This is a genomic window from Paenibacillus sp. CCS19 (genome assembly GCF_033239625.1).
In the GTDB taxonomy this organism is placed as follows: domain Bacteria; phylum Bacillota; class Bacilli; order Paenibacillales; family Paenibacillaceae; genus Paenibacillus_T.
In genome coordinates this window covers 1-25,634 of sequence record NZ_BTCK01000041.1, presented here as the reverse complement: position 1 = coordinate 25,634, position 25,634 = coordinate 1, and the positions used below count along the sequence as shown (strand labels likewise).

Annotated in this window: 23 protein-coding genes; 16 read left to right on the top strand and 7 right to left on the bottom strand. The window is 51.4% G+C overall.

The features are described 5' to 3' along the window. Window positions 1-85: 85 nt before the first annotated feature. A complete protein-coding gene (locus SBI19_RS22935; protein ID WP_317971855.1) occupies window positions 86-1,201 on the bottom strand; it encodes an aminopeptidase in 1,116 nt (371 codons plus the stop codon). A gap of 300 nt (window positions 1,202-1,501) precedes the next feature. Between SBI19_RS22935 and SBI19_RS22930 the strand changes: the two genes are divergently transcribed. The 3 genes from SBI19_RS22930 to SBI19_RS22920 all read left to right on the top strand — a co-directional run bounded on the left by SBI19_RS22930 (window position 1,502) and on the right by SBI19_RS22920 (window position 3,056). Further along, window positions 1,502-1,744, top strand: coding sequence for an HPr family phosphocarrier protein (locus SBI19_RS22930; RefSeq protein ID WP_110042879.1), 243 nt, complete (start codon window positions 1,502-1,504; stop codon window positions 1,742-1,744). Window positions 1,745-1,989: 245 nt separating this feature from the next. Further along, window positions 1,990-2,277 carry an Fpa/YlaN family protein gene (locus SBI19_RS22925; protein WP_317971854.1) on the top strand — a complete coding sequence of 96 codons (288 nt, stop codon included), beginning with the start codon at window positions 1,990-1,992 and terminating at the stop codon, window positions 2,275-2,277. Between the two features lie 50 nt (window positions 2,278-2,327). Next, window positions 2,328-3,056: a class I SAM-dependent methyltransferase gene (locus tag SBI19_RS22920; protein ID WP_317971853.1), complete on the top strand. Its 729-nt coding sequence runs from the start codon at window positions 2,328-2,330 to the stop codon at window positions 3,054-3,056. A gap of 70 nt (window positions 3,057-3,126) precedes the next feature. On the opposite strand, the gene SBI19_RS22915 is transcribed toward SBI19_RS22920, so the two are convergent. After that, on the bottom strand, window positions 3,127-5,064 hold the full coding sequence (locus SBI19_RS22915) for a glycoside hydrolase family 15 protein (RefSeq protein WP_317971852.1): 1,938 nt from the start codon (window positions 5,062-5,064) through the stop codon (window positions 3,127-3,129). Between the two features lie 7 nt (window positions 5,065-5,071). After that, the gene (locus SBI19_RS22910; protein WP_317971851.1) at window positions 5,072-6,097 is read right to left on the bottom strand and encodes a LacI family DNA-binding transcriptional regulator; all 1,026 of its coding nucleotides are present in this window, start codon (window positions 6,095-6,097) and stop codon (window positions 5,072-5,074) included. Window positions 6,098-6,563: 466 nt separating this feature from the next. Here SBI19_RS22910 and SBI19_RS22905 point away from each other — a divergent pair, with 466 nt between their 5' ends. From SBI19_RS22905 to SBI19_RS22890, 4 genes are all read left to right on the top strand, one after another. Next, entirely contained in the window at window positions 6,564-7,892 is a 1,329-nt protein-coding gene (locus SBI19_RS22905) for a sugar ABC transporter substrate-binding protein (RefSeq protein WP_317971850.1), read from the top strand. Window positions 7,893-8,004: 112 nt separating this feature from the next. Beyond that, window positions 8,005-9,318, top strand: a complete 1,314-nt coding sequence (locus tag SBI19_RS22900; RefSeq protein ID WP_317971849.1) for a carbohydrate ABC transporter permease — start codon at window positions 8,005-8,007, stop codon at window positions 9,316-9,318. Continuing rightward, a complete protein-coding gene (locus SBI19_RS22895; protein WP_317971848.1) occupies window positions 9,315-10,151 on the top strand; it encodes a sugar ABC transporter permease in 837 nt (278 codons plus the stop codon). The genes SBI19_RS22900 and SBI19_RS22895 overlap by 4 nt, the downstream gene beginning before the upstream one ends. 15 nt (window positions 10,152-10,166) lie before the next feature. Further along, the gene (locus tag SBI19_RS22890; RefSeq protein WP_317971847.1) at window positions 10,167-11,855 is read left to right on the top strand and encodes an alpha-amylase family glycosyl hydrolase; all 1,689 of its coding nucleotides are present in this window, start codon (window positions 10,167-10,169) and stop codon (window positions 11,853-11,855) included. Between the two features lie 76 nt (window positions 11,856-11,931). Here SBI19_RS22890 and SBI19_RS22885 read toward each other — a convergent pair whose 3' ends face one another. Together SBI19_RS22885 and cax are read right to left on the bottom strand one after the other, a co-directional pair. After that, window positions 11,932-13,683 (bottom strand): alpha-glycosidase, encoded by a 1,752-nt coding sequence (locus SBI19_RS22885; RefSeq protein ID WP_317971846.1) that lies wholly within the window; start codon window positions 13,681-13,683, stop codon window positions 11,932-11,934. A 226-nt stretch (window positions 13,684-13,909) separates the two neighbouring features. After that, on the bottom strand, window positions 13,910-14,974 hold the full coding sequence (gene cax, locus SBI19_RS22880; RefSeq protein WP_317971845.1) for a calcium/proton exchanger: 1,065 nt from the start codon (window positions 14,972-14,974) through the stop codon (window positions 13,910-13,912). A 162-nt stretch (window positions 14,975-15,136) separates the two neighbouring features. On the opposite strand from cax, the gene SBI19_RS22875 reads away from it, so the two are divergent. Next, on the top strand, window positions 15,137-15,520 hold the full coding sequence (locus SBI19_RS22875) for an Asp23/Gls24 family envelope stress response protein (RefSeq protein ID WP_317971844.1): 384 nt from the start codon (window positions 15,137-15,139) through the stop codon (window positions 15,518-15,520). Between the two features lie 84 nt (window positions 15,521-15,604). On the opposite strand, the gene SBI19_RS22870 is transcribed toward SBI19_RS22875, so the two are convergent. After that, window positions 15,605-16,807, bottom strand: a complete 1,203-nt coding sequence (locus SBI19_RS22870) for an FtsW/RodA/SpoVE family cell cycle protein (protein ID WP_317971843.1) — start codon at window positions 16,805-16,807, stop codon at window positions 15,605-15,607. A 10-nt stretch (window positions 16,808-16,817) separates the two neighbouring features. Continuing rightward, the gene (locus tag SBI19_RS22865; RefSeq protein ID WP_317971842.1) at window positions 16,818-17,162 is read right to left on the bottom strand and encodes a YugN family protein; all 345 of its coding nucleotides are present in this window, start codon (window positions 17,160-17,162) and stop codon (window positions 16,818-16,820) included. A gap of 217 nt (window positions 17,163-17,379) precedes the next feature. Here SBI19_RS22865 and SBI19_RS22860 point away from each other — a divergent pair, with 217 nt between their 5' ends. From SBI19_RS22860 to SBI19_RS22825, 8 genes are all read left to right on the top strand, one after another. Further along, window positions 17,380-18,561 carry a M20 metallopeptidase family protein gene (locus SBI19_RS22860; protein WP_317971841.1) on the top strand — a complete coding sequence of 394 codons (1,182 nt, stop codon included), beginning with the start codon at window positions 17,380-17,382 and terminating at the stop codon, window positions 18,559-18,561. 224 nt (window positions 18,562-18,785) lie between these two features. Further along, window positions 18,786-20,480, top strand: a complete 1,695-nt coding sequence (locus SBI19_RS22855; protein ID WP_317971840.1) for a DNA repair helicase XPB — start codon at window positions 18,786-18,788, stop codon at window positions 20,478-20,480. Further along, entirely contained in the window at window positions 20,467-22,458 is a 1,992-nt protein-coding gene (locus SBI19_RS22850) for a helicase-associated domain-containing protein (RefSeq protein ID WP_317971839.1), read from the top strand. The genes SBI19_RS22855 and SBI19_RS22850 overlap by 14 nt, the downstream gene beginning before the upstream one ends. Window positions 22,459-22,534: 76 nt before the next feature. After that, a complete protein-coding gene (locus SBI19_RS22845) occupies window positions 22,535-23,035 on the top strand; it encodes a YlbF/YmcA family competence regulator (RefSeq protein WP_317971838.1) in 501 nt (166 codons plus the stop codon). Between the two features lie 57 nt (window positions 23,036-23,092). Beyond that, entirely contained in the window at window positions 23,093-23,356 is a 264-nt protein-coding gene (locus tag SBI19_RS22840; RefSeq protein WP_317971837.1) for a YlbG family protein, read from the top strand. 249 nt (window positions 23,357-23,605) lie between these two features. After that, a complete protein-coding gene (locus SBI19_RS22835) occupies window positions 23,606-24,043 on the top strand; it encodes a hypothetical protein (protein ID WP_317971836.1) in 438 nt (145 codons plus the stop codon). Window positions 24,044-24,162: 119 nt separating this feature from the next. Then, the gene (locus SBI19_RS22830) at window positions 24,163-25,074 is read left to right on the top strand and encodes a selenium metabolism-associated LysR family transcriptional regulator (protein WP_317971835.1); all 912 of its coding nucleotides are present in this window, start codon (window positions 24,163-24,165) and stop codon (window positions 25,072-25,074) included. Continuing rightward, a partial coding sequence (locus SBI19_RS22825; protein WP_317971834.1) for a PHP domain-containing protein occupies window positions 25,065-25,634 on the top strand: 570 nt, incomplete at its 3' end. The genes SBI19_RS22830 and SBI19_RS22825, both read left to right, overlap by 10 nt.

Sequence of the window (25,634 nt, the reverse complement as noted above, 5' to 3'; positions counted from 1 at the left end):
TCGTCATGGAGGTTTGCTTAACCATCCCGACACAAACAAACGCAGATCTTCCCGAGATCTGCGTTTGTTTGTGTTCATTTTAAGTTTATTTAAGCTGCTCGGGATTCAAATCCTTCAGCTCTTCCGCGACGAAGATGCCGTCCTTCCGAATCAATCGTCCGTCGAAGTAAATTTCTCCGCCGCCGTATTCCGGCCGTTGGATTAAGACCATATCCCAGTGGATGCCGGAAGTGTTGCCGTTGAAGGCTGTTTCGTAACACTGTCCCGGCGTGAAATGGATGCTGCCTGCAATTTTCTCATCGAACAAAATGTCTTTCATCGGATGCAAAATATGCGGATTGACGCCGATCGCGAACTCGCCGACATAACGCGCGCCTTCGTCTGTGTCGAATACCTTGTTTATCCGCTCGGTATCATTGGATGTCGCTTCGACAATCTTGCCGTTCGCGAAGCGCAAGGTTACGTTCTCGAAAACAAAGCCGTTGTACGGACTTGGCGTATTGTAACTTATCGTTCCATTCACACTATCTCGAACAGGCGCTGTATACACCTCGCCATCCGGGATATTGCGCAAACCTGAGCATTTGATGGCAGGGATGTCTTTGATAGAGAAAGTAAGATCGGTGCCAGGACTTACAAGGCGTACTTGGTCGGTCTTGTTCATCAGCTCCACAAGCGCGTCCATCTTCTTGTCCATCATGGAATAATTCATTGTGCACACATCAAAATAAAACTTCTCAAACGCATCGGTGCTCATCGAAGCCAATTGAGCCATCGATGCCGTCGGATAACGCAATACAACCCATTTGGTCTTATTCACTCGAATAGAAGAATGGACCTTATGGTTGTATACGGTGCTGTAGAGCTTCATCGAATCGTCAGGCACGTCGGATAACTCGTAGATGTTGTTAGATCCGCGGATGCCGATATAGGCATTCATTTTGGACATTTGATAGGCATCGAAGTCGGTCCAAGTGTCAATCTGGGACTCCGTTGCATTGTACAACAGCTCTCTTGTCACTTGTTGGTCCCGTATGTTTACAAAAGGATTTCCGCCAGCTTGGTGGACCTTTCCGATGATCGCTTTAACGAGCGGGTTATCGATGTTGAACGCTTCGATCAATACATTTTCCCCGGGCTGCACTTTCGTTGAATAATTGACAAGAACATCTGCTAATTTATCTAAACGCGGATCGAACATAGCAGTACCCCTTTCGGTATGTTTTTTCATTATGCTCTAAGTATATAATTTTTCCTGCAAGATACCTATTTAGTCTTATTCATTCCTTTGTTTAAGATTACAGGAATATGTATATGTTAACAACGTAAGTGAAAGTTCTAAACAAATGGTCATAATAAGCTGTATGACGGTCGTCACAAAGTGTAAGCTAATGAAAATTTGATATTACTGGGTATAACGGTCTTTTTTCTCTTGAATGCGGCTGTTTTTCACGGTATGATGAAGACGTTACAGGTAACTATCCATGGTGGAGGGATTCATATGTCCAACAATGCAGCAATCGTAGAAATTTCCCAAACGGCGAGTCAATTCCGGTCCTCGATCGTTCTTCAAGCAGAGAACAAATATATCGATGTGAAGAGCATCCTCGGACTGTTTACGACACTTCTTGGCGGACATGCGTATGAGCTCCATGTTCATGGCCCAGACGCTGAAGAGGCTAAGAAAGCAATGGCTGAAGTGTTCAGCAGACATAACCTGAATGTTACGGTTATTGGCGAGTAATCGATAATAAGTCGGCTTATGCGGCCACAATATCCACAATAAAGCGTCCCTATGGGGCGCTTTATTCATTCTCATGAACATACAATTCTTCATTTCATGTCACCGGAATGTAACGTTATGCGCTTCCATATGAAGGTGACAGCCGTTTCGCCTTCTGTTTCCTCCTTGTACTTCTTTTGTTTTTCGTCTAATATAAAGGAAGGGTTTATAGAAGACGGCGAAGAACGCACACAGGGGGGAATACGATGTCTTCACCGGATGTTATGGATAATTTGCACCAGAAAGCGCTCAATCTTCTTGAGGAAGATGCTAATAAAATCGAAAAGCTGATCGAAGTTCAGATGGAGAACTTGACCACGCGCCAATGTCCGCTGTATGAAGAAGTATTGGACACGCAAATGTATGGCTTCTCCCGTGAAGTGGACTTCGCAGTGCGTGCCGGACTCGTCGATGAGATGGTAGGTCGAAACATTGTGAGCAAGCTTGAACGCAATTTGGCCAAACTTTACGAAGCTTTGAATAACAAGAAGTAGTCTCGGACGACCGAGACTGCTTTTTTTGTGCCCAGGAGATGATAGACAATATGAAACAAAATAAATATGATGACCAAACGTTCTTCTCTGCCTATGAACAAATGCCTAGATCGATAGATGGATTAAAGGCAGCCGGTGAGTGGCATGTACTGCAGGCGCTGCTGCCGGAGCTGAGCGGGAAGCGCGTTCTCGACCTAGGCTGCGGCTTCGGGTGGCATTGCCGCTATGCGCGCGAGCAGCAGGCGAGCGAGGTCGTCGGCGTGGATATTTCGGCTAATATGCTGAAGCGGGCGCAGGAGATGACGGATGATCCTCGCATCACGTATTTGAATCGTTCGATTGAAGAGATCGACTTCGAGAAGAATCGCTTCGACGTTGTCATTAGCTCGCTTGCGTTCCATTATATTCAAACGTTTGATGATGTTTGTGCCAAGGTGTATGATTGCATGGCGCCAGAAGGGACGTTCCTATTCTCGGTCGAGCATCCGATCTTTACGGCGCGGGACGAGCAGGATTGGATTTATGACGAGAAGGGTAATCGGCTGCATTGGCCCGTTGACCGCTATCAGTCGGAAGGGTTGCGCGACACTTCGTTCTTGACGGATCATGTCATCAAATATCATCGCACGGTGTCCACTTATATGAATTCGCTCATCCAAGCAGGTTTCCGTATTGCCGCCGTGAAGGAGCCTGAACCATCGGCAGCGATGATGCATATACCCGGCATGAAGGACGAACTCCGGAGACCGATGTTTCTCATTATTGCTGCAGTCAAATAAATCGCCGTATGACAAAAAGCCTCCGTCCCTTAAGAACAAGGGTGGAGGCTTTTATAGCATAAGAAATGAATTAGAGCTGCCCGCGCTCAGCAAGCATCGTCACGGCAAGAATGAACATCGCGTGCGACCAAGTAAGCGGTACGACCCAAGCGGTAGCGCCTGTCGTCTTATCGATTTGCTCTGGCAGCAAGCCTGTTTCGGTTTGATGGTCAATTGCCCATTGCAGCAGCTTGTGCGCAGCTTCGTATTCGCCAGTCTCGATCCGATAATGCGCAAGCCAGAGAGTCGTCAGAATCCATGGATTGCCGCCAATATAGTTGTCGTCCTCGTAACGTTTAATACCGCCGACGCCAGGGACGGTCAGCAACTGTTCGATCGTATTCGCCGTTTGAGCCATTCGCGGATCATCAGCGGATACGGCTGCGAACGGAATGGATAGACCTAGCAAACTGATATCGACAATGGGATCAAATTCGAGTACATGACGGGAATAGTTTTTGAGTCCGGGTTCGATCGTGCCTGCAGCGCCTTTCGCGATTTCTTCAGCGTAGCGGGGAGCTGGCACCGTCAGCTTGCGGCCGCGGTAGAAGCTGCCTTTGTTTTCATTCCAGCAGTCGGTACTGATTGCAGCGGCCATCCGATCAGCGGCCTCGTCCCACTGTTGTGCACGGGCTTGATCGCCTTGCAGACGTCCGAATGAAGCAGCGGCACGAAGTGCGCCGAACACGGCTGCAGCCGAGTACGTATGCTCCGCATGACGCTCTTCCCATAGATCATTGCTAGGGAGAGGCAGATTTGTCTCAGGATCAATGAATTGCAGCAGGAAGTCTGCGCCTTTCTGTACGGCTGGCCATACACGATCGGCAAATGCCTGGTTGTTGTTGGTTGTATAGTGCTGCCACATTCCCCAGATGATCGAAGCGCCTTCATCAATCTGTAAGCCCCATTGAGGTGCAAGCGAACCATCATGATAATGCCGCTGCTGCCACGATCCATCTTCATCTTGTGCGGTCAATGCCCATTCATAGAAGGAATCAGACAGCGAGTGGAGACCAGCTTTATCGATTGCTGTCGTAATAAAGGCAGCATCTCGACCCCAGCAATACGCATATCCGCCGCAGCGGGAGAATGTTTCATCGAATTCCGGCGCAGCAACGATACTGCCGGTCTGTTCGTCGGACATCAGCTTGAACATCAATTGCGAACGCTCATACAGACGCTTCACATCAGCGCGATCCGTTGGACAAGGTGCGGCTGCTTCCAAGTAACGGTGCCAGTAGTCGACCGTTAACTGTACCCATTCGGATGACGGTTTGCTCTTGGCTTCGGTCAATGCTCCATAAGCAGATGAGCGGTCATGGCCTGCTGCGATATAGACAGGAAGGGATGTAGATTCGCCAGGAGCAAGCGCCTGGATCGACCAAGCAAGCGCACCGTCCGGCTGCATGTCGATGAGCGAACCATGCAACTCGCCATGTTGTGCACCGTGCCATGCATGGCCGGCTTGGAATTTAGTGCATACGTTTGCACTCGAGACCGCAAAAAAATGATTGCTGCGGTAATGCACCAATGCATCGTGCGATGGTTCGAACATCGTCGTATTGTAGAGCTCGCTCTCGCATACATGGAAGGAGGAATGAATGAGCCACTCGAAATCGATAGACTGATCCCCGGTATTCGTGAATGTATGCTCCATCACGAGAAGGTCGCGTTCAGGTACGGCAAAATAACGGCTTTGAATGGCGACCGGATGGCTGCTGCTGGCAGATTGAACGTTGAAAATATTCGTTTTCTCAACATATTCAGCCGTATGCGTCCAGCTGCTCGCGTTGTCGAGCCATTCCGTCTGTCCATGGAAGCGGATGCCGCTGCGAACGGCATCGGCATGTTGAGGGAAATCGATGTGGGGCCACCACAGCCGGTACAGCGTGCCCGTCCGCCCGAAAGCGGCGAGCATCTTGCCATTGCCGACAATTGCATCAATCAAATAAGGTTTATTTGGTTTCATATAGATTTCAACCTCTCTTTATCGTTGTAAGCGAAGATTCGCGGACCATCAGTCGGTGCGGAATAATGAGCTGCTTCTGGTGAATGGTCTCTTCGTTGATCGCACGAACCAACGTTTGCGCCGCCGTATAACCAAGCTGGTAGGTGCCGATATCGATCGAACTGATCGGTGGCGTCGCAAGCTCGGACAGCGATATATTGTTGAAGCTGACAAGGCTGATATCGTCAGGCACCTTGTAGCCCAGCTCATTCAATCCTCTAAGAACCCCGAAGGCAACAACATCATCGATTACGACTAATGCAGATGGCCGTTCAGGCAAGCTCATAATAAGTGACATTGCGCGGTAACCGCTTTCTTGCAGAAACTCGCCCTCTACCGTCCAGTCTGAACGAATCGGAAGCTTGTGTGCTTCAAGCGCTTGGCGATACCCTTGCAGACGATCGTTCGAAACCGTCAGATTAGCGGGACCGCTGACAAAGCCGATCCTTTCATGGCCTTGCGTAATCAAATGCACGGTAGCATCATAGGCAGCTTGTTTATTGTCATTGTTAATCGACAGGACATCCGGATGGGATTCGCTTCTGCCAATCAATACGAATGGGAACTCCGAGCTGGCCAGGAAAGCGACAATCGGATCGTTCACTCTTGAGCTTAACAGAATGATGCCGTCTACACGTCGTCCGCGTACAAGCCGCGATACGGTTTCGATCTCATCATGCTCGCCGGTTGCTGTTGTAAGCAGCATATCATAACCCGCCCGGTTCGCTTGCGTCAGTATGCCGCGAAGCAGCTCGCCGAAGAAATCGTTCTGGAACAGCTCCTCTGCAGGTCTTGGAAGCAAGATCGCGAGCGTATTCGTCGTCTTCGATACGAGACTCTTGGCCATCATATTCGGATGATAACCTAGCTCATCCATTATTTGTTTTACTTTGCGCGAGGTGTCCAGACTGATGCGCGGATGATTCGAAACAACGCGCGATACGGTGGACGGGGACACGCCAGCCAGCTTGGCGATATCTTTAATCGTTACCATGACGACAACAGCCTTTCTGTGCAATCGTTTGTAATCTTGCTGCACCTTATGTTAATCCAAGATGACGGGATTGTAAATAGACAGGCTGATTGACCGTGGTTGGGTGATGAAATCGGTTGAATAGTTAAGGAAACGGGAGATATGAGGGGGTTTTATACCATTTTTGAAACAAAATCATCCAAAACAGCTTGTGCAAACGTTTTTACAAAGGTGGGCGCTGTCGTGTATGATGAGGACGTGAATAGAACGCTTACATGCTGGAATGAGCGGTAAAACAGTCGGAATTACAGCTGTTTTCTTCCATTCAGACGGCAGAGTGCACACGGTTGAACAAACGTTTGCACATTGCTGCATGCTGAATGCAACGGAAACAGACTGTGCCTGTGCACGTCTCGTAGCTAGCAGCTAAGTTGTAGGCAAGACGCGGATCTGTTCGGAATCAACAATAGGAGAGGGGTTCTTTTCGATGAAGAGATGGGTTGGATTGATGGCGATTGGTACGATGGTATTTATGTTGGCGGCTTGCGGCGGCGGTGGCAAAGATGACAACAACACGACGACGACAGAAACACAGACGTCGACGGACACGCAAACGACGGAGACGGCAACTGACGATCCGGCGCCTGCTGAGGCTGATGACCAATTGACGCCAGAAGATGGAGCGACCCTGGTCGTATGGGACAGCAAAACAGGACGCGGCTTTATCGACGAAATGGCGAAGCAGTTCGAAGCGGAATATGGCGTTCCAGTCAAGGTAGAAGAAGTAGAATCGCCTGACCAAGTGAATAAGCTGACGACTGACGGTCCTGCCGGACTCGGCGCCGACCTCGTTAACTTCCCGAATGACCAACTTGGCCGTGCAGTATCTGCAGGTCTCGTACTCGAGAATGACCAGTTCGCTGATGAAACGACTAGCTCAAGCCAAGAAAATGCAGTGAAAGCTGTTTCCTATGACGGCATTCTGTACGGCTATCCGCGTACGGTAGAAACATATGCACTGATCTATAACAAAGCCATCTTCCCGGAAGGCGCTCCAAAATCGTTCGAAGATATCGTAACGTTCGCAAAAACGTACAACGATGCTAAGAAAAACAAATATGCAATCATGTGGGAAGTCGGCAACTTCTACTTCAACTATGGCTTCCTCGGCTCCAATGGTGGTTACCTGTTCGGCGAAGGCGGAACGAAAGCTGACGATATCGGCTTGAATAACGACGGCGCAGTTGCAGGCGCTAAATTCTTCGCATCGCTCAAAGAAATTCTCCCAATGAACACGGGCGACGTAACGTACGACATCAAGAAAGGTCTCTTCACGGCTGGCACGCTGGGTATCGATATCAACGGACCATGGACGCTGGCTGACTACAAAACGTCCGGCATCGATTATGGTGTAGCTCCGCTCCCGACGATCGAAGGCAAACCAATGACTTCGTTCTCCGGCGTTAAAGCTTGGTACGTCAACTCCTTCACGAAATATCCGAAAGCTGCGAAGCTGTTCGCGAACTTCGTGACAAGCAAGGAAGCTGAGCTCAAAGAGTTCCAAATGAACGGTACGCTCCCAGCGAACAAAGAAGCGATCGGCGACTCTTCGATCCAAGGCGACGCAGTATCCAAAGCATTCCTCGACCAATTCGCAGTATCGCAGCCAATGCCTTCGATTCCAGAGATGGGTAACGTATGGAACCCAGCGGCGGCAGCGCTGTCCGAAGTTTGGAATGACGGCAAAGATGCAAAAGCGGCTCTTGATAACGCAGTACAACAAATCAAAGACGCTAACGCTGTAAACGCGAAATAAGTAAGCAAATGCAATGGATGAGCACCCGCCGGGTTCGGCCCGGCGGGATGCTTTTATACCAGAAAGATAGATAAATGAAGCAGCGAATTTGCAGGAGGGGAGCGAGACGGGAATGAAACGTCATCGCGCGACCGCAGCCGTTTTATCCGTGCTGTCGATGGGACTAGGGCAACTGTACAACCGCCAGTTTGGCAAAGGCATCTTGTTTCTGTGCATACAGATCGCGAGCCTTATTTATTTGATTCCGAGAGCAGGTCATGGCCTCTGGGGATTGATTACGCTTGGTGAGCAAGCGCAGCAGCGTGTTAAAGTAGGGAAAATTACGAAGGTGATCCAAGGGGATCATTCAGTCTATTTGATGATAGACGGCCTTATCATTGCATTGATTATTTTGCTCGTTGTCGGTATCTACCTCGCTAATATTTATGATGCGCATCGTATCGGCAAACTAAGAGAAACAGGCGGCAAACCGAACAATATCGTACAGAGCTATCAGTTTGTGACGGATCGTTACTTCCCGCATCTGTTGCTGTCGGTACCAGCATTCGGCGTCCTGTTCCTGACCATTATGCCGATCTTATTTACGATAATGCTGGCGTTCACGAACTATTCGTCGCCTGGACATATACCGCCGGCCAAGCTGGTTGATTGGGTCGGTTTCCAGACGTTCGCTGATTTGATTCAGCTGAAATCTTGGAGCGGAACGTTTCTTGGCATTTTGAAATGGACAGTCATTTGGGCGGTAGTCGCAACCGTTACGACTTATTTCGGCGGCATACTTGTCGCTCTTCTGATCGAACAGTCGGGCATTCGTTTCAAGAAAATGTGGCGGACAATCTTCATCCTGCCCTATGCCATTCCGCAGTTGATCTCTTTGCTCGTTATGCGTAACTTGTTCAACGGTCAATTCGGCCCGATCAATCAATATTTGAAGGCGTTTGGCCTAGGCACGCTGCCATGGCTGACGGATCCATTCTGGGCGAAGGTAACGGTAATCGTCGTTAACATGTGGGTCGGCATCCCGGTCTCCATGGTGCTCATTCTTGGCGTACTTACATCGATTCCGAAGGATATGTATGAAGCTGCTGAGGTAGACGGCGCTACATCGTTCCAGAAATTCCGCATCATCACGATGCCGTTCATTCTGTTCTCGACAGCACCGATTCTCATTACGCAGTTTGCAGGTAACTTCAACAACTTTAACGTGATCTTCCTGCTCACAGGCGGTGCGCCAGTAAACGGCGACTACCAGTATGCAGGCCATACCGACCTGCTCGTTACTTGGCTGTACAGCCTAACGCTTAACTTCAGCCAATTCAATATGGCTTCGGCGATCGGCATTATCATCTTCATAATCGTCGCGACGTTCTCGATTATTAACTATCGCCGTTCGCGGTCGTTTAAAGAGGAGGATATGATCCAATGAGGAAGCGCAATAGCGTATTACGGCTCTCTATCAGTTACATCATTCTCATCATTATTGCGATCGGCGCGTTGTACCCGGCGCTATGGGTTGTGCTGTCGTCTCTTCGTCCAGGCGCGTCGCTGTACAGCGAGCATCTGTGGCCTGATCAATTTACTTTCGCGCATTATAAGGAGCTGTTCCATAATAAGCAGTTCCAGTACGGCACGTGGTATGTAAACACACTCAAGATCGCTACGCTTACGATGATATTCTCAACCATCCTCATGACGCTTAGCATGTACGCTTTATCTCGCTTCCGTTTCAAAGGTCGTCAGACAACGTTGTCGGTTATGCTCGTGCTTGGCATGTTCCCGAGCTTCATGAGTCTTATTGCCATCTATATTTTCTTGCTGCAGCTCAATTTGCTCGATACGCATACGGCAATCGTACTCGTTTATTCGGCAGGCTCCGTGCTCGGCGGGTTCTTGGTCAAAGGCTTCTATGATACGGTTCCTCGCAGCTTGGATGAGGCGGCGCGCATCGATGGTGCAAGCCATATGCAAATTTTCGTACGGATTATGCTGCCATTATCCCGTCCAGTATTGACGTACATTGCACTTACTTCATTTGCAGGCGCATGGGTTGACTTTATTTTCGCTCGGCTTGTGCTGCGCACGAAGGAGAAGTGGACGCTCGCCGTCGGCATGTGGGATATGGTCAACTCGTTCCAGAACAGTAACTTTACGCTGTTCGCGGCAGGTGCTGTACTCATTGCGATTCCGATCACAATCTTGTTTATTTTCCTGCAGAACTTCCTGGTGCAAGGGCTTACGTCCGGCGCGTCCAAAGGTTAATTAGGAGGCTGGCGTATGAAACAGCGGCAGAAGCATATGAAGAAATGGATTCATACAGGGACGGCAGCATTATTGCTGTCGTCCTTTCTTGCAGGCTGTGGGGATGGCGGAGAGACTGCAACGTCCGAACAGCCTGCGAAGAGCTCGACTGATAATCAGCAGGAAGCTGCCGGCACAACTTCAAACAGCGCCGACAAGGGGGAAGCAGGGAGTTGGGGAGCCGTCGATGAACAGCCTTCTGCCGTTTATTATGAATTGTTTGTACGTGCATTCGCAGATTCGAACGGGGATGGAATCGGCGATTTGAACGGCGTAACGGCCAAGCTGGATTACTTGTCTTCTCTCGGTGTCGAAGGCCTCTGGCTGATGCCGATTACAGAATCGCCGAGCTATCATGGATACGATACGACGGACTACAAGAAAGTGGAGTCGGATTATGGTACGGTCGACGATCTGAAGCGTCTTGTAGAGGAAGCGCATAAGCGCGGAATTAAAGTGATTATGGATCTCGTCGTGAATCATACGAGCAGTGAGCATCCTTGGTTCAAGGAAGCGCTGACCAATGCTTCGAGTCCGTATCGGAGCTGGTACCATTTTGCGGCAGCGGACGAGAAGGTACAGACCGACAGTGCAGCAGGGGCGGACAGCGCATGGCATGGAAGCGGGGATAATCGATACCTGAGCATTTTCTGGGGCGGCATGCCAGATTTGAACTTCGATAATCAAGAGGTTCGCGACGCCATGATCGAAGCTGGCCGATTCTGGCTTGATCAAGGCATTGACGGTTTCCGATTGGACGCTGCCAAGCATATATATGGAGATTACGCCTCAACCATTCACTCGAAGGACGTACAAGACCTCAATCAGGCATGGTGGCAGGAATTCCGCGCGGGGCTCACCCAGAAGAAGACGGATGTCTATCTTGTAGGCGAAGTATGGGACTCTACGTCCGTTATCGCACCATTGCTGAATCATGCGCTCGACAGCGGCTTCAACTTTGACCTCGCGGGGAAGTTGTTGAGCGGGGCGGACCGGGAACAGGATCCGGACATTGCATTCGGTCTTACTAGGGCGTATGAAGCGTATAAGCAGGCTTCTGATGGAGCATTCGTCGATGCGCCATTCCTGAGCAACCATGACCAGCAGCGCGTTATGACAGCATTGAACGGAAATGTGGATCATGCACGCATGGCCGCTGCGATGCTGCTGACGATGCCTGGCAATCCCTTCATCTATTATGGAGAGGAATTAGGTTTAACGGGCAGCAAGCCGGATGAACGTATACGGGAATCGATGCCGTGGACCGCGTCGCTCGATGGTACGGACCAGGCGCGTTGGATTGAACCGACGTTCGCGAAAGGCGGCGAGGTTTCTGTGGAGCGGGAGGAGGCCGATTCGACCTCGCTCTTGCAGTGGTACAAGCAGCTGATTCAATGGCGCAAAGATGACAAAGCGCTCCGTGATGGAGGGATCAACGAGTTCAAGCTCGGTGACGAGAAAGGACTCGCGGCATACGTGCGCATGACGGCTGACGAGCGAGTGCTCGTCGTGCATAACTTAACGGGCAAGCCGCTTCAAGCAACGATCAGCGACGAGACGGTATATGGTGCATTCGCAAGTATTGCTCATGCGACAGACGCTGCCGCGACGCTGGAGGCACACACGCTTAACATGCCGCCGTATAGTACGGTTATCGTAAAATAGTGCAGTAACAAAAACACTCCATTCTTCTCGGAATGGAGTGTTTTTGTTATCCATATTTCATTCGTTCGTTGAAACTTTAAGCAAGCTCACGCAGCACTGCATAGCTGTATGCTTCCAGCGCAACTGTTCCGTTCGACTTCAATTCCGCACCTTCGGAAAGTTGATCTGCCCAGCGCGCTCCAGCGGTTGCAGCAGGGAGGGCGAAGCTTGCCGTGTCTTCAGATGCGTTCAGCACAATGACGAAGCGCTCATCGCCTTCCTGGCGCTCGTAGGCGAGCACTCGGCTGCCGGACTCGGCGGACAAGAACGAGAAGCCGGTGCCGCGCAGCGCAGCGTGCTCCTTGCGCATCGTAATCAAGGACTGATAGAACGAGAACAGATCGCGATTTTGCTTCTCTTCGTCCCATTCCATACATTTGCGGCAGCCAGGATCGCCGCCTCCGGTTAAGCCAACCTCATCGCCGTAGTAGATGCATGGTACGCCAGGGAACGTTAGCTGGAACAAGGCTGCAAGCTTCATACGCTGCTCGTTCTCATCGCAGATCGTCAGCAATCTAGGCGTATCGTGGCTGTCCAGCAGATTGAAGGCCGTCTCTGTCACTTGCAGCGGATACGCAGCCAGTTGGCTGCCGATGGCGTCTGCGAACTGCTTGGCATCGAGCTTGCCGTAGCTGCAGAAATCAAGCACAGCGTTCGTGAACGGGTAGTTCATGACGGCATCGAATTGATCGCCCTGCAGCCACATAAGGGAATCATGCCAGATCTCGCCGAGAATATAAGCTTCCGGATTAACGGATTTGACCGTTTGACGGAATTCGCGCCAAAATGCATGATCGACTTCGTTCGCGACATCAAGTCGCCAGCCGTCGATACCGATCTCGTCGATCCAATATTTCGCCACTTCAAGCAGGTAGCGCTTTACGTCAGCATTTTCGGTGTTCAGCTTCGGCATCGAAGCAACGAAGGCAAACGTCTCATAGTTCGGAATCCCATCCTCGGACACGCCCACTGGCCACTCCCGTACATGGAACCAGTCCGCATATTGCGAGTCGGAGCCGTGTTCGAGCAGATCTAAGAAAGGAGGGAATGTACCGCCTGCGTGGTTGAACACAGCATCGAGAAGCACTCGGATGCCGCGCGCATGGCAAGCCTCTACAAGCTGTTTCAACGTTTCGTTCGTTCCGAAGCTTGGATCAACCTTCAAATAGTCGGTCGTGTCGTATTTGTGGTTGGAAGGCGCTTGGAACACAGGGGTGAAATAGATGGCATTGATGCCAAGCTCGTTCAAATAATCAAGATGATCGATGACGCCCTGCAGGTCTCCGCCGAAGAAATTGCTAGGCGTCGGCTCACCGCCCCAAGGCTCTGCTTTAGCAGGGGTAAGGGATGGATCGCCATTCGCGAACCGTTCCGGGAAGATTTGATAGAACACCGCGTCTTTCACCCAAGCCGGAGGCTGGAACAAGTCGATCGGATTAATATATGGATAATCGAAGAAGGACAGCGAGTCTTTCGGCTCTTCAGCGAGGAAAGACTGCTCGGTCATGTAAGCGACCATTCCTTCGGAATCGGTCAGCTCGAAAGCGTAACGAAGCCGACGGAAAGGCGGCTTAACGACCGTCTCCCAGTAGTCGAACAGCTCGTCAGAAGCAAACACGCGCATTTCTGAGCGCAGCACCGTTTGCTCCCATGCATATTTGTCACCGTAAATAGCCGTTACGGCAGTGACATCGCTCCGTTTCGTCCGAATGCGCAGATAGATATGTGCAGCATCGTAGGCGAACGCCCAGTTATTTTTCGGCCGGTGGTAGATTGCTTCTCTCAACATTGATATCGTCTCCTCGCGTGCGGCACAGCAGAGCCGCTAGGATGGCGCACATCACATGATCAAACAAAAAAAGGCACAACCGTCGGAGCGTCGCAATGACGTTCGAGGTTGTACCTTGTGCTTGTGCGCAGGTAGCATTGCCTTTAAATTGGATATCGGCTGCTCGAATCGCACCGATAATGCCATTATAAAGGACGCTCGTTCAAATTGCTATAGTTAAGTTCGTCTAGACGAGGTAGAACGCGAAGCCCAGAATAACGTACAGCATTAGAAGCAATACGCCCTCGTACCAGTTCGTCGAGCCGTCTTTATTAACCGACTTCGCGATAAATACCGACACGCCGATAGCTGTCAGCTCGATCGGGGTGAATACGATATCCATGATGGAGTTGCGATTGAATAAGTAGCTGACAAGAATGAGCACTGGGGCGACGAATAGTGCGATCTGCAGGCTGCTGCCGATGGCGATTTCAACTGCTGCGCCGATTTTATTCTTCATTGCGAGCATGATTGCCGCGCTATGTTCCGCCGCGTTGCCGACAATGGCGATTACGAATGCGCCGACGAACAGCTCTGATAAGCCGAATTTGTGCGTGAATGTATCAAGCGTATGGACAAGCCATTCACTGACGAACGCAACCATGACGGTAGCTACTACTAACATAATGATGGAAGTCGTCTTCGACCAAGCGGGCTCTTCGCCGTGATCGGCGTTCATTTCTTCATCTGCGAGCATATCCTTATGCGTGATCATCGAGAAGACGAGCCAGAGCAGATAGCAGACAATGAGAATGATCGCAACCGCGATGCTGAGCAGCTTATCTTTGTCGAGGGAGAAGTGCTCCATCTTGATGAACACGGCCGGGACGAATAGTCCAATAACCGCTAGTATCATGAGTGAGCCATTGTGCTCCGCAAGTTTGATGTTATAGGTCTGGACTTTGTACTTCAAACCGCCCATCAGAATACTAAGACCGAGCACTAACAACAGGTTGCCGATAATGGAGCCGGTTATACTCGCTTTCACCATGTCGAACAATCCTTCTTTAACGAGGAAGATCGCAATGATGAGCTCTGCTGCGTTGCCGAACGTTGCGTTCAGGAAGCCGCCAAGCCGTTGCCCGGCATAATGGGCGACACTCTCTGTTGCTTTGCCCAAGAAGCCTGCAACGAACACGATTGCAATGGCTGAAATGATGAACTGAGCGGTCATATCCCAGTGGCCGAAATGGCCGATGGCACTGAGCGCAAACATGACAATTAGACCTGTGAAAAACAATTTCTGTCTCAATGGACTGCACCTCGTTATCGAACGGATTGTTTTGTCTGCCCATTACTATACTGGAAATCGATTGGTATGTAAACTTTCCCCAATTCGACGGCGTTCGCGGCTTGCTTCCGCACCACGGTTCCGATACAATATTATCAAATGGTAACTAGAGGAGAGAGCGACATGACTGAACAACTTCAAACCGGCCTTATTCGGATATCCGACGACGTCGTCGCTACCATCGCAGGTCTAGCTGCGTTGGAAACGCCAGGAATTGCTGCAATGTCCGGCGGTATTTCAGAAGGGCTCGCGAAACGGCTTAGCGGCAAGAACGTCCAGAAGGGCGTTTCTGTCGAAGTCGGACAGCTGGAAGCGGCAATCGATTTGCGTGTCATCGTAAAGTATGGCATTCCAATCCATGAAGTATGCCGCTCGCTGCAAGTGAATGTTCGCGAATCGGTCGAGAACATGACTGGCCTTCATGTCGTAGAAGTGAATGTGAAGGTTGAAGGCGTTGCTTTCAAGGAAGAAGAGACAATCGATCAAGAAGCGCTTCGTGTGAAATAACGATTGACCTACAACAATAACGCCCCGTCTCGATCTGCCTGCGGCAGAGGAGGACGGGGCGTTATTTGTTTCGACAGATATTGATCAGAGCGTTATGTTTCTCTGTTGTTTCCTGATCGTCTGGGGCGCATCCGCCTTGCCGGTCTTGTAATATTCTCGCGAGATGCTAAGCAGGATGCCCATGCTGAGCAGGACGACGATAATGGATGAGCCGCCGTAACTGATGAACGGCAGCGTGACGCCGGTTATCGGTATCGCGCCGATAACACCGCCGATGTTGACGAAGGCTTGTACGCCAATAAGTCCGACGATCCCTGTTCCTACAATCGTCCCGTATACATCCGGACAGCGGAGCGCAACGATTAGCCCCCGCCATAGGAAGAGCAGGTAGATGAGCAAGAAGACGCAACTGCCGATAAAGCCGAATTCTTCCGCGATAATCGCAAAAATAAAGTCATTGTACGGAAACGGAAGATAATCGAGCTTCTGCACGCTTTGTCCAAACCCTGCGCCTGTCAAACCGCCATGTCCTAGCGCTCCCAGCGACCGAACGAGGTGGAAGCCTGTTCCCTGCGCATTCTCCAGCGGGTGAAGGTACGACGTGAAACGGTATAGCCGGTACGCCGATCCTGTGGGATTGATCATAGCCGATACGGAGAGGAACAATCCTGCAGCAATCGCGGCAACGAGTCCGGCGGACATCAGCTGCTTGAAGTTGGCGCCGCCTCCGACCATCATGATGGCTGCTGCCGTTGCAATGATCATACAGCCGCCGAGATCGGGCTGCGCCATGATGAGTCCGCAGACGAGGCCGAGAATAATAAATACCGGCAGCAGACCTCGGCGGAAATCGCGGAACTGCTCGCCTTTCTTCGCGATGAGTCTGCCTAGATACAGAATAAGTCCAAGCTTGGCGAATTCGGTAGGTTGAATGCCGAAGCTTCCGATATACAGCCAGCTGCGAGCTCCGTTCACTTCAGTTGCGATATATGGCACAGCCGCGAGCAAGCCGATGGATCCGGCGGCGTACAGCATGCCAATTCCCTTCTGAAAAGACAGATAAGGCATGTTCATCAATATGAACATGCCGAACATCCCGAAGAATGCGAACATGATCTGACGCTTCGTGAAGAAGAGTGCGTCATAATTGTAACGCGAGTCCGCGACCGCAATATTGGAGCTTGAGCTGAACACCATGACGAGACCAAAGCCGACAAGCAGCAAAATGAGCACGAGCAGTAAAAAATCAGGCCGCCCTTTTGATATGGATCCCGTCTTTGATTTCATCTGGCCTCCTCTATGCAAGCAGGGCGCGAAGCTGCTGCAGGCGCTGATTCGCGATATTCAGAATTTGGTTAGGCACTGGCGACTCATAATCCAGACCGTGCGGGAACGTTGCGCGGCCGATGTAGACAGCGTCCAGCGACAGCACGGCATTCGGATTCTCCAGCTTGCCTTCTACAGCATGCGTATTGATGCGCACGAAATACGTTTCGTGGCTTGCGTTATCTTCTAATTTCAGATCGTATGTAGCGCGCGTATATTCCCATTGCCATCTTACGAAACCGAGTTTATGCGTCGATTCGTCCAGATGAGCCAGGTCGCTTGTCATGCCGTTCAATCCCGTATTCTCGATAATCATTAGCAGTTGACCTCCTATAGTTCGCAAAGAAAGTTGAAATGGCTGTCAAACCTTGCCCATTTCTTAGTATCTATTCTTAACTCATGATAGTATGTTTCACCTTTGCGCGCAAGCCTTCCGGCAGTCAAATGAATTTGTTCTATGACTACCTTGCGGAAGCCCGTTCTGATACAATTAATAATTAATCGAGACTGCATTAGGATAGGAGGGATTCAGGATGATTAAACATTGGGATCCTACAGATGAACTGAAGAGCGCCTACACGGAGATGGTGGAGTGGCGCCGATATTTGCATCGGCATCCTGAGCTCTCGTTTCAGGAGGAACGCACCTCTGCGTGGATTGCGGACAAGCTTCGGTCGTTCGGCTGCAAGGTGACGGAGCGAGTAGGCGGATATGGCGTAGTGGCAGACATAGAAGGCGCGGAGAGCGGTCCTTGCATTGCGCTCCGTGCAGACATCGATGCGCTGCCCATCCAAGATTTGAAATCATGTGAATACGCATCGACTGTACCGGGCGTCATGCATGCATGCGGACATGACGGACATACGTCAACATTATTAACGATAGCGAAGCTGTACGCCGCCAATCGCAACCAATGGCGAGGCACGAGAAGGCTGATCTTCCAGCCGGCCGAGGAGCTTTGCCCAGGCGGTGCGGCTGCGATGATACGCGATGGCGTGCTGGATGGCGTAGATGCGATATATGGCGTACATTTGTGGACGCCGCTCCCGTATGGCATCGCTGCATCCCGCGGAGGCGCATTGATGGCTGCGCCAGATGAATTCACAATAACGGTTAACGGGCGCGGCGGCCACGGCGGCATACCGCATCAGACCGTTGATGCTGTCGTAACCGGTGCTACCTTAGTCGGTGCGCTGCAGACGATCGTAAGCCGCAATGTCGATCCGATCAATCCAGCTGTCGTAACCGTCGGTTCGTTCCAAGCGGGTTCAACCGGGAATGTAATCGCAGAGAAAGCGGTATTGAACGGCACTGTACGAACGTTTAATAATGAAGTTCGTCAGTTCATCAGAGAACGGATGGCTTCGATTATTACGCATACAGCTGGGATGTTCGGCGCAAGCATCGATTTGGATTACCGCGAAGGTTATCCAACCGTCGTGAACGATGAAGGCGAGGCTGCCCGATTCGATGAGGTGGCGAAGCAGTTGTTCGGAGCGGATGGGGTGCAGCGATCCGAGCTCATTATGGCCGGCGAGGACTTCTCTTATTATTTGCAGAAGAAGCCAGGCTGTTTCATGTTCGTTGGCGCAGGCAATGAATCTTGCGGCGCTTCTTATGCGCATCATCATCCGAGGTTCGATATTGATGAGCGGTCGATGCTGATGTCCGCGAGACTTATGATCGGCATGGCAGAGAACCGAGCATCAGAATAGTGAAACGTTATTTAAAAAACTTGAAAGAAGCGGTCGAGCTCAGCTCGGCTGCTTTTTTTTGTCTATAACAGGTACTGATTCTCATGCAGTTTTATGGCAAAAAAATGAACTTTATCGAACAAAGGTGCATCTTTCGCGAATGAACAACGGATGAAGTGGATAAAAAGGGGAGCAGGATATGAAACTAATCCAGTAATGAGTCTGGATGGAATCGGAGTGAGGTTATGACGGAATCGAAAGCGAAACCGATTATCGTTCTATCGGATCTGACGGTTCTTTATGATGAACGTACAGCTGGTGGGGATAACATCCGTGAGCAGCTGTCTACATTCACCGAGCTTGTCAAACAAGCGGGTCCGCTGCATACCTATCGAATAACGAATCTAGCGTTGTGGAATGCGGCATCGTTAGGCGTGAAGCCAGAGGAAGTCGCGGACACGCTGGAGCGAAGCGCCCGCTATCCGATTGCGGAGAGCGTCCTCCGCTCCATCAAGCAAACGATGGGACGGTACGGGCGATTAACGCTTGAACGATCGACATTGGACGGCCAGCAGCTGCTCCTCTGCGGGGATGAGGCGATCATAGAGGAGATAACGGAGGAGCCCTCGCTGAAGACGCTGGCAGGCGACAGGGTCAATCGTACAACTTTATCCTTACATCCCGATCGTCGTGGTGTAATGAAACAGGAGCTGCTCAGACTTGGCTATCCCGTCATCGATGCTGCAGGTTATAGGAGCGGCGAGACCTTATCCATCTCACTGGCTGCGTCAACGAAGAAGGGCGCTTCGTTTAAGCTTCGACATTATCAGGAGCAGGCGGTAGACCGCTTCTTCGAGGACCGCCATGCAGGCGGCGGGAGCGGAGTTGTCGTGCTTCCTTGCGGGGCAGGCAAAACGATGGTTGGCATTGGCGTTCTGGCAAGGCTGCAATGCGCAGCGCTTATTCTAACCTCCAATTTGACCTCTGTGAATCAGTGGAAGGAAGAGCTGCTCGACAAAACGACTGTCGACAGCGAATCCATCGGCGAATATTCATCGAAGCGCAAACAGATCAGACCCATTACGATCGCAACATACAATATGATGGCAACGAACGGTGAAGAGCAGGAATACCGCCACCTGCAGCTGTTCGGAGAGCGGGACTGGGGTCTCATTATTTACGATGAGGTTCATATGCTTCCTGCGCCAGTATTCCGCATGACAGCCGACCTGCAGGCGACCCGCCGACTTGGGCTGACAGCAACGCTCGTGCGGGAAGATGGAAGAGAACGCGATGTATTCTCGCTAATCGGACCGAAGAGGTATGAGCTGCCGTGGAAACAGCTCGAGCAAAGCGGAGATATTGCTTCGCTTCATTGCGAGGAAGTGCGCGTACCGCTAAATGACGAGCCAGCGTATTGGGAAAGTAATGCGCGTTCGCGCGCTCGGCTGGCGGCCGAAAATCCGAATAAGACCGCTATCGTGCGGCAGCTGCTCTCCCGCCATCCAGGTCGATCGGCTCTCGTTATCGGCGCTTATATCCGTCAATTGAAGCAAATTGCGGAAGAGCTCGGAGCGCCCCTGCTCACAGGCGAAGTCGATCAAGAGGAGCGGGCGGTGTTGTACGATTCCTTCCGGCGAGGGGAATATCCTGTGCTCGTCGTATCGAAGGTTGCGAATTTCGCAGTTGATTTGCCGGATGCTTCGGTAGCTGTCCAAGTGTCAGGGAGCTTCGGATCCAGGCAGGAGGAGGCACAGAGGATCGGACGGCTGCTGCGGCCCAAACGCGATCACAGCGACGCCGTTTTCTACTCTCTTGTTACAGAGGGGACGGTAGAGGTCGATTATGCGCTGAAGCGTCAGCGATTTATGATGGAGCAGGGGTATCGGTACAGCCTTACGGCTTCGGCGAAGGAGGGAATAGGCGATGATGCTTACTGAGCTGTTGAAGAAGCTCCCGTCTGAAGAGCTTGCACGGCTAAATCAAGCGCCTCTATGGGAGAAGGACGCTCATGCGCGGCAGTGGCAGGACGCTGTTCTGCGTCCGGATTTACTGCGCAGCAGCGTTGTCCGCTTGTCGCCGCTTGCCGATCGGCTGCTGCGCTATTGGCTTCGTGCAATAGGACCGCTTCCGATGCAAGAAGAGCTGCTGCGAACGCGATGTGTGCAAGAGGCTGGATTGGCTGGCGCAGAGCTTAGAGCTGCTATTCGCGAGCTGCGAATGAACGGTGTTCTATTCGCGGTCCGCAAGTCTTGGGGGGAGCAGCTGCTGTTCATGCCTGCGGATTGTTATCTGGCATGGAGGCGGGCGTTCGGTTCACATAAACCGCTAGAAGATTTAACGACTGGGTATGATTCGATCACTGCGGCAGGCTCTGAAGAGAATAGCATGCGCTTTACGGATGAGGGGACCTCGGATTCCATTCCACTTGGTCGGAGACTGGTGCGCGCATACGCTGCGCTGCATGCGATCGGACTCGGTACGACATCGAAAGGGCTATTTCCGAAGAAGACTGCTGCTGACATTGCGGCGATTACGGCATTGCGTCACACAGAGATGTTCAGTAGTCTGCGTACCGTATATCAGGAGCAATATCCGCTGGGCTTCACAATAGCGCTGGATGCTGCCTCGTGGCTTGGCATAGTCGCCCTGCAAGACGATGGGGAACCACGCTGGAGCTGGTCGGAGGACATGCTGCAAGCTTGGCTTGCAGGCGATCCTTATATCCGAGAAGCAGAACTTCTGCGGCTGATAACGATTCGATACGGGTTCCGAAGTTCCGTTCAGGCTGCGTTTACGTCCGGTCTGCTCTTGCTGAAATCAGATGAGAGTTATCCGTTGAATGAACCGCTGCATCCGTTATTGGCGCAATGGATCGACGCAATGTGTGCTTGTGGCTGGGCTTGCATGTCATCAGATCCAGCAGGGAACTGGACGTTCCGATGGTTGATTGATCCGTGGGCGGCTGTTGAAGATGATGATGGCGATGGCGACTATAATGAATACGTCATTGTATTGCCTGACGGAGAGCTTATTGTTCCGCCACGCGTATCGTTTGCAGTTCGATGGAGGCTTGAACAGATTGCAGAGTGGGTTCGGGACGACGCGGTATCGATCTACCGGTTGACTGCACAATCGGTGATGGCCGCGGCCGAACAGGGGGATACGGCGGAGAAGCTCTTAGAAGAGCTGCAGCTTGCATCTGGTCAAGTGCCGTTGCCCGGGGAGCTTGTACATGCGATCGAGCATTGGGTGTCGCGGACAGGGCGTACAACGATTGAACAAGTGATGCTGCTAAGGTGCGATTCCAAAGAAATTGCAGATGCAGCGGCAGGTCGCGCCGGCTTAGCCGGTCTATTGGTTGAACGGCTGGGCGACCTTGCATTCGTGATCCGATCAAGCGATGAACCGCAAGTTCGAAGGGAACTGGAGAGAGCAGGATGGCCGCCGACACGTCTTGAAGAGATGCAGCCGTCAGCACAAGAGCCGGCGGCATCCAGCTCTACTCGCAAGCGTAAGCCGGAGGGAAGGAGAGCGGGCTCTCATGTGACGGCTCCTGCTTCATTCATCTACGACGAGCATGCGCTTCATCTATATGAGCTGTTAACTGCTAATCAACAACTGCCCGATGAGGAAGGATTGGATGGGGTTCCTTCGGAATGGCCTGCAGCTTGGACAGCGCAAATGCGGCATTATCATCCGTCGACGCGAAGACAGATGATCGAACAAGCTTTGGCATGGGGGGCGCCGCTCCAGCTTCGAGCTGGCGGCAAAGTCGTTGAACTCGTCCCGGAACGGCTTGATGATCAGTTTGATTCATGGGCGGTAGCCGGTTATTTGCGAACGGAAGAGGCTTACGAGCCGGTTCGGCTCCTGCCGGAAATGTGGGACGAGATGAGGCTCATCATCCCGCTGTAAGCATGCTCTATCGTTCTGTCCTTTGAAATGGTATAGTAAAGAGGTATAAACATTTTACTGGAGAGAAGGTGTATGGATGCCAACGGTTGAAGAGCGATTTGAATTGGATTCGGTCTCGTTTGCAGAAGCTGAATTCATGTCGGATCTGGATATGACCGATATAGTTCTTATGGCCTATGAGTTAGGAGAGGCAATTAACCATTCGGCTGAAGTCGCCGATTATTTATATTGGAAGTCCGTTGTTGACCAAGATGCCGATGTCCAGGCTGGCGCCAAACTGCTGGCGAAGGCGAAGGAGCAGTTCCAGGACTGCGAACGGTTCGGAAGATTTCATCCGGACTATCATGCGGCCAAAGATCGCGTACGCGAGGCGCAAGCGCATCTTGAGACGTTCGAGGCTGTGCGCAGCTTCAAAGCAGCGGAGCAGGTAGTGGATACGCTGCTGTACGACGTTTCGAGGCTGATCGCAGACTCGGTATCCGAGACGGTGAAGGTGCCGAGCAACGATCCGAATCCGAAGGGGAGCGGCTGCGGCGGCGGAGGATCGTGCGGCTGCGGAAGCGGCGGCTGCGGATAATAGAGAGCATTATCATTAACGCTCATGGGCAGGCGGAGATAGAGGGGGAAGGTCGTCATGTTGTCGGAACGTACAGGATATATTGTATGGGTGTCGGATTTGAAGGCGGCCCGTTCGTTGGATAAATACGGCACCGTGCACTATATGTCTAGGAAGATGCACTACGTCGTGATTTATGTAGATGCGGATCGTGCGGAGGAGACGTCGCGTAATATTGCGCGTCTTCCTTTCGTACGCAAGTTGGAGCGATCCTATCGCAATGAACTGAAGACGGAGTATGCGAAGAAAGTGCCGGACAAAACTCGTTCTTACAGTATTTAGCAGTTCGAACCATAAGTGAATTCTCTGCGCGCCGCTTTTCCGGACGGGAAGACGCAGAGAATTTTTTTATACATTTTTAATTTTAACCAAGTGAATTATATGTGGTATACTTGATTCATAAGTAATACATTTTATAACAATATTGGCTCTGCCTTATTTTTATGTTGAAATATCGAAACGGAATGATAGAATGGAAGCGTGCATATTACTAGTAACAAAGGCCTGCTTCCCGGGGAGGGGTGAGTCGGGATGAGAGACAAGTTGACCGAGAGATGGAGTACTTACGAACCATTTTATGTGGAATTGGCTGATAAGAAAGTAGCAGACGTCGTAATTACCAATCATGCCAAGAGTCGTTGGGTGGATCGCGTTGAGAGCAGTAAGACCGGCTTCGCCGATATCGCCGAGTTTATGTGGCAATGCTTGAAACAAGGACGAGTTGCATCTTATTACCGCAATGAGCAGGACGTATACTTAATTGATGATGATCTCGTGTTTGTCGCAGAATTCGCGGAGCTGGAGAAAGAGAAGGATTTGATCGGCAATCCATTGCACAAGATGATTGTCGTGACATTCCTAGGTCGAATGTCGGAGACCATTGAGCTTCGTGACTTGAAATCTTATTACTCGTGGCTTCGCCATTCTCGTCGGATGACGCTGATTAAGAACAGCAGGAAGAGAAAATAGTGATTTGGTTTACGAAGAAGCGCCGCAGCGGCGCTTCTTTTTCTTTTGCGGTAACGGTTAGTGGTTTGCGGTATAATAGAAAGATATAGCCACTATCGGGAAGGCAGGAACGACGGATTATGGCGTTAAACTTTCATCAATTGCACATCTTCTTCACCGTTGCGGAGAAAGGCAGCTTCTCTGCCGCAGCGCAGGCGCTTCATATGACGCAGCCGGCGGTCACGATGCAGGTTCAATCGCTGGAGGATTACTTCGGCACGAAGCTGCTGCAGCGCTCGACCAAACGAATTGATCTGACGGAAGCGGGCCGCGCGCTTCTTCCTTATGCGCAGCGCAGTCTCGAGTTGATTCGAGAGACGGATCAGGCGATGTCTACCTTTACGAGCAAGCTCAAAGGACGTCTGCAGTTGGGGGCGAGCCTGACGATCGGGGAATACATTTTGCCGAGACTGCTAGGGCCATTCGGATTGGAGTTTCCGCATATCTCTATCAGTATGAAGGTCATGAACACCGCTCAGATCATTGATGATATTATAAATAATCAGCTCAATTTCGGCCTGATTGAGGCGCCGGTCAGTCACGCTGATATGCAGATGGACAAAGTGCTAAGCGATGAACTGGTGCTTATCGTTGCCCCTAACCATCCGCTTGCCGCGATGGAGAAGGTGACGCTGACTGATGCCGTGAAGCATCCGTTCGTCGTGCGCGAGCAGGGTTCAGGTACGCGTCTGGTCATGGAGGATCAGCTGCGTAATCAGCATATCGATCCGAACACGCTGGAGATCGTAATGGAGCTAGGGAGTACAGGTGCGGTGAAGTCGGCAGTCGAAGCCGGAGTTGGCATATCGATTGTATCCAAGTCTTCGATTAAGCATGAAGTGGCTCTTGGATTAATCCGTGTCGTTCCGCTTGCAGACGTTAACTTTAGGCGGCATTTCTATTCCATTCATCTGAAGTCTGCGCTGCTGCCGATCTCTGCGGTAACGTTCTTAACTTTCTTGCGAGAGAGGGATTTGAAACAATGGCTATAGAGGAACGAGCGGATCTGCATACGCATACGACGGCGTCAGATGGTACGAATGCACCGGCTGTTGTTGTCAGACTGGCGAAGGAAGCGGGACTGCGTGCGGTTGCGATAACCGATCACGATACGATGGCTGGTTGTCCGGAAGCGGTGGCAGAAGGCGGTCGTATCGGGATTCAAGTGATCCCCGGCATTGAACTGAGCACTGCCATGAATGGCCGCGATATTCATATTCTCGGTTACTGGTGCAATGCATCCGATGCCAAGTGGCAGGCGCGGATGAAGGCTCAGCAGAGCTTTCGCGGCCGTCGCAATCGGATGATGATCGAGAAGCTGCAAGAACTCGGGATTGCCATTACGCTCGAGGAGATTATCGCCATTGCAGAGCGGAGCGGGAAGAAAGCGGACAGCGCTGAACAGATTGGTCGTCCGCATCTTGCCGAGGCGTTGATCGAGCGGGGAGCCGTCGCGGATATGAAAGAAGCGTTCGACCGGTATCTTGGCGAGCACGGCGCCGCTTATTGCAACCCGCCAAGACCAACGCGGATGGAGGCGGTCGATTGGATT

Bases quoted from the DNA above. Each gene is read 5' to 3' on its own strand.
- SBI19_RS22935 (WP_317971855.1), bottom strand. From the start codon at position 1,201: ATGTTCGATCCGCGTTTAGATAAATTAGCAGATGTTCTTGTCAATTAT.
- SBI19_RS22930 (WP_110042879.1), top strand. From the start codon at position 1,502: ATGTCCAACAATGCAGCAATCGTAGAAATTTCCCAAACGGCGAGTCAA.
- SBI19_RS22925 (WP_317971854.1), top strand. From the start codon at position 1,990: ATGTCTTCACCGGATGTTATGGATAATTTGCACCAGAAAGCGCTCAAT.
- SBI19_RS22920 (WP_317971853.1), top strand. From the start codon at position 2,328: ATGAAACAAAATAAATATGATGACCAAACGTTCTTCTCTGCCTATGAA.
- SBI19_RS22915 (WP_317971852.1), bottom strand. From the start codon at position 5,064: ATGAAACCAAATAAACCTTATTTGATTGATGCAATTGTCGGCAATGGC.
- SBI19_RS22910 (WP_317971851.1), bottom strand. From the start codon at position 6,097: ATGGTAACGATTAAAGATATCGCCAAGCTGGCTGGCGTGTCCCCGTCC.
- SBI19_RS22905 (WP_317971850.1), top strand. From the start codon at position 6,564: ATGAAGAGATGGGTTGGATTGATGGCGATTGGTACGATGGTATTTATG.
- SBI19_RS22900 (WP_317971849.1), top strand. From the start codon at position 8,005: ATGAAACGTCATCGCGCGACCGCAGCCGTTTTATCCGTGCTGTCGATG.
- SBI19_RS22895 (WP_317971848.1), top strand. From the start codon at position 9,315: ATGAGGAAGCGCAATAGCGTATTACGGCTCTCTATCAGTTACATCATT.
- SBI19_RS22890 (WP_317971847.1), top strand. From the start codon at position 10,167: ATGAAACAGCGGCAGAAGCATATGAAGAAATGGATTCATACAGGGACG.
- SBI19_RS22885 (WP_317971846.1), bottom strand. From the start codon at position 13,683: ATGTTGAGAGAAGCAATCTACCACCGGCCGAAAAATAACTGGGCGTTC.
- SBI19_RS22875 (WP_317971844.1), top strand. From the start codon at position 15,137: ATGACTGAACAACTTCAAACCGGCCTTATTCGGATATCCGACGACGTC.
- SBI19_RS22870 (WP_317971843.1), bottom strand. From the start codon at position 16,807: ATGAAATCAAAGACGGGATCCATATCAAAAGGGCGGCCTGATTTTTTA.
- SBI19_RS22865 (WP_317971842.1), bottom strand. From the start codon at position 17,162: ATGATTATCGAGAATACGGGATTGAACGGCATGACAAGCGACCTGGCT.
- SBI19_RS22860 (WP_317971841.1), top strand. From the start codon at position 17,380: ATGATTAAACATTGGGATCCTACAGATGAACTGAAGAGCGCCTACACG.
- SBI19_RS22855 (WP_317971840.1), top strand. From the start codon at position 18,786: ATGACGGAATCGAAAGCGAAACCGATTATCGTTCTATCGGATCTGACG.
- SBI19_RS22850 (WP_317971839.1), top strand. From the start codon at position 20,467: ATGATGCTTACTGAGCTGTTGAAGAAGCTCCCGTCTGAAGAGCTTGCA.
- SBI19_RS22845 (WP_317971838.1), top strand. From the start codon at position 22,535: ATGCCAACGGTTGAAGAGCGATTTGAATTGGATTCGGTCTCGTTTGCA.
- SBI19_RS22840 (WP_317971837.1), top strand. From the start codon at position 23,093: ATGTTGTCGGAACGTACAGGATATATTGTATGGGTGTCGGATTTGAAG.
- SBI19_RS22835 (WP_317971836.1), top strand. From the start codon at position 23,606: ATGAGAGACAAGTTGACCGAGAGATGGAGTACTTACGAACCATTTTAT.
- SBI19_RS22830 (WP_317971835.1), top strand. From the start codon at position 24,163: ATGGCGTTAAACTTTCATCAATTGCACATCTTCTTCACCGTTGCGGAG.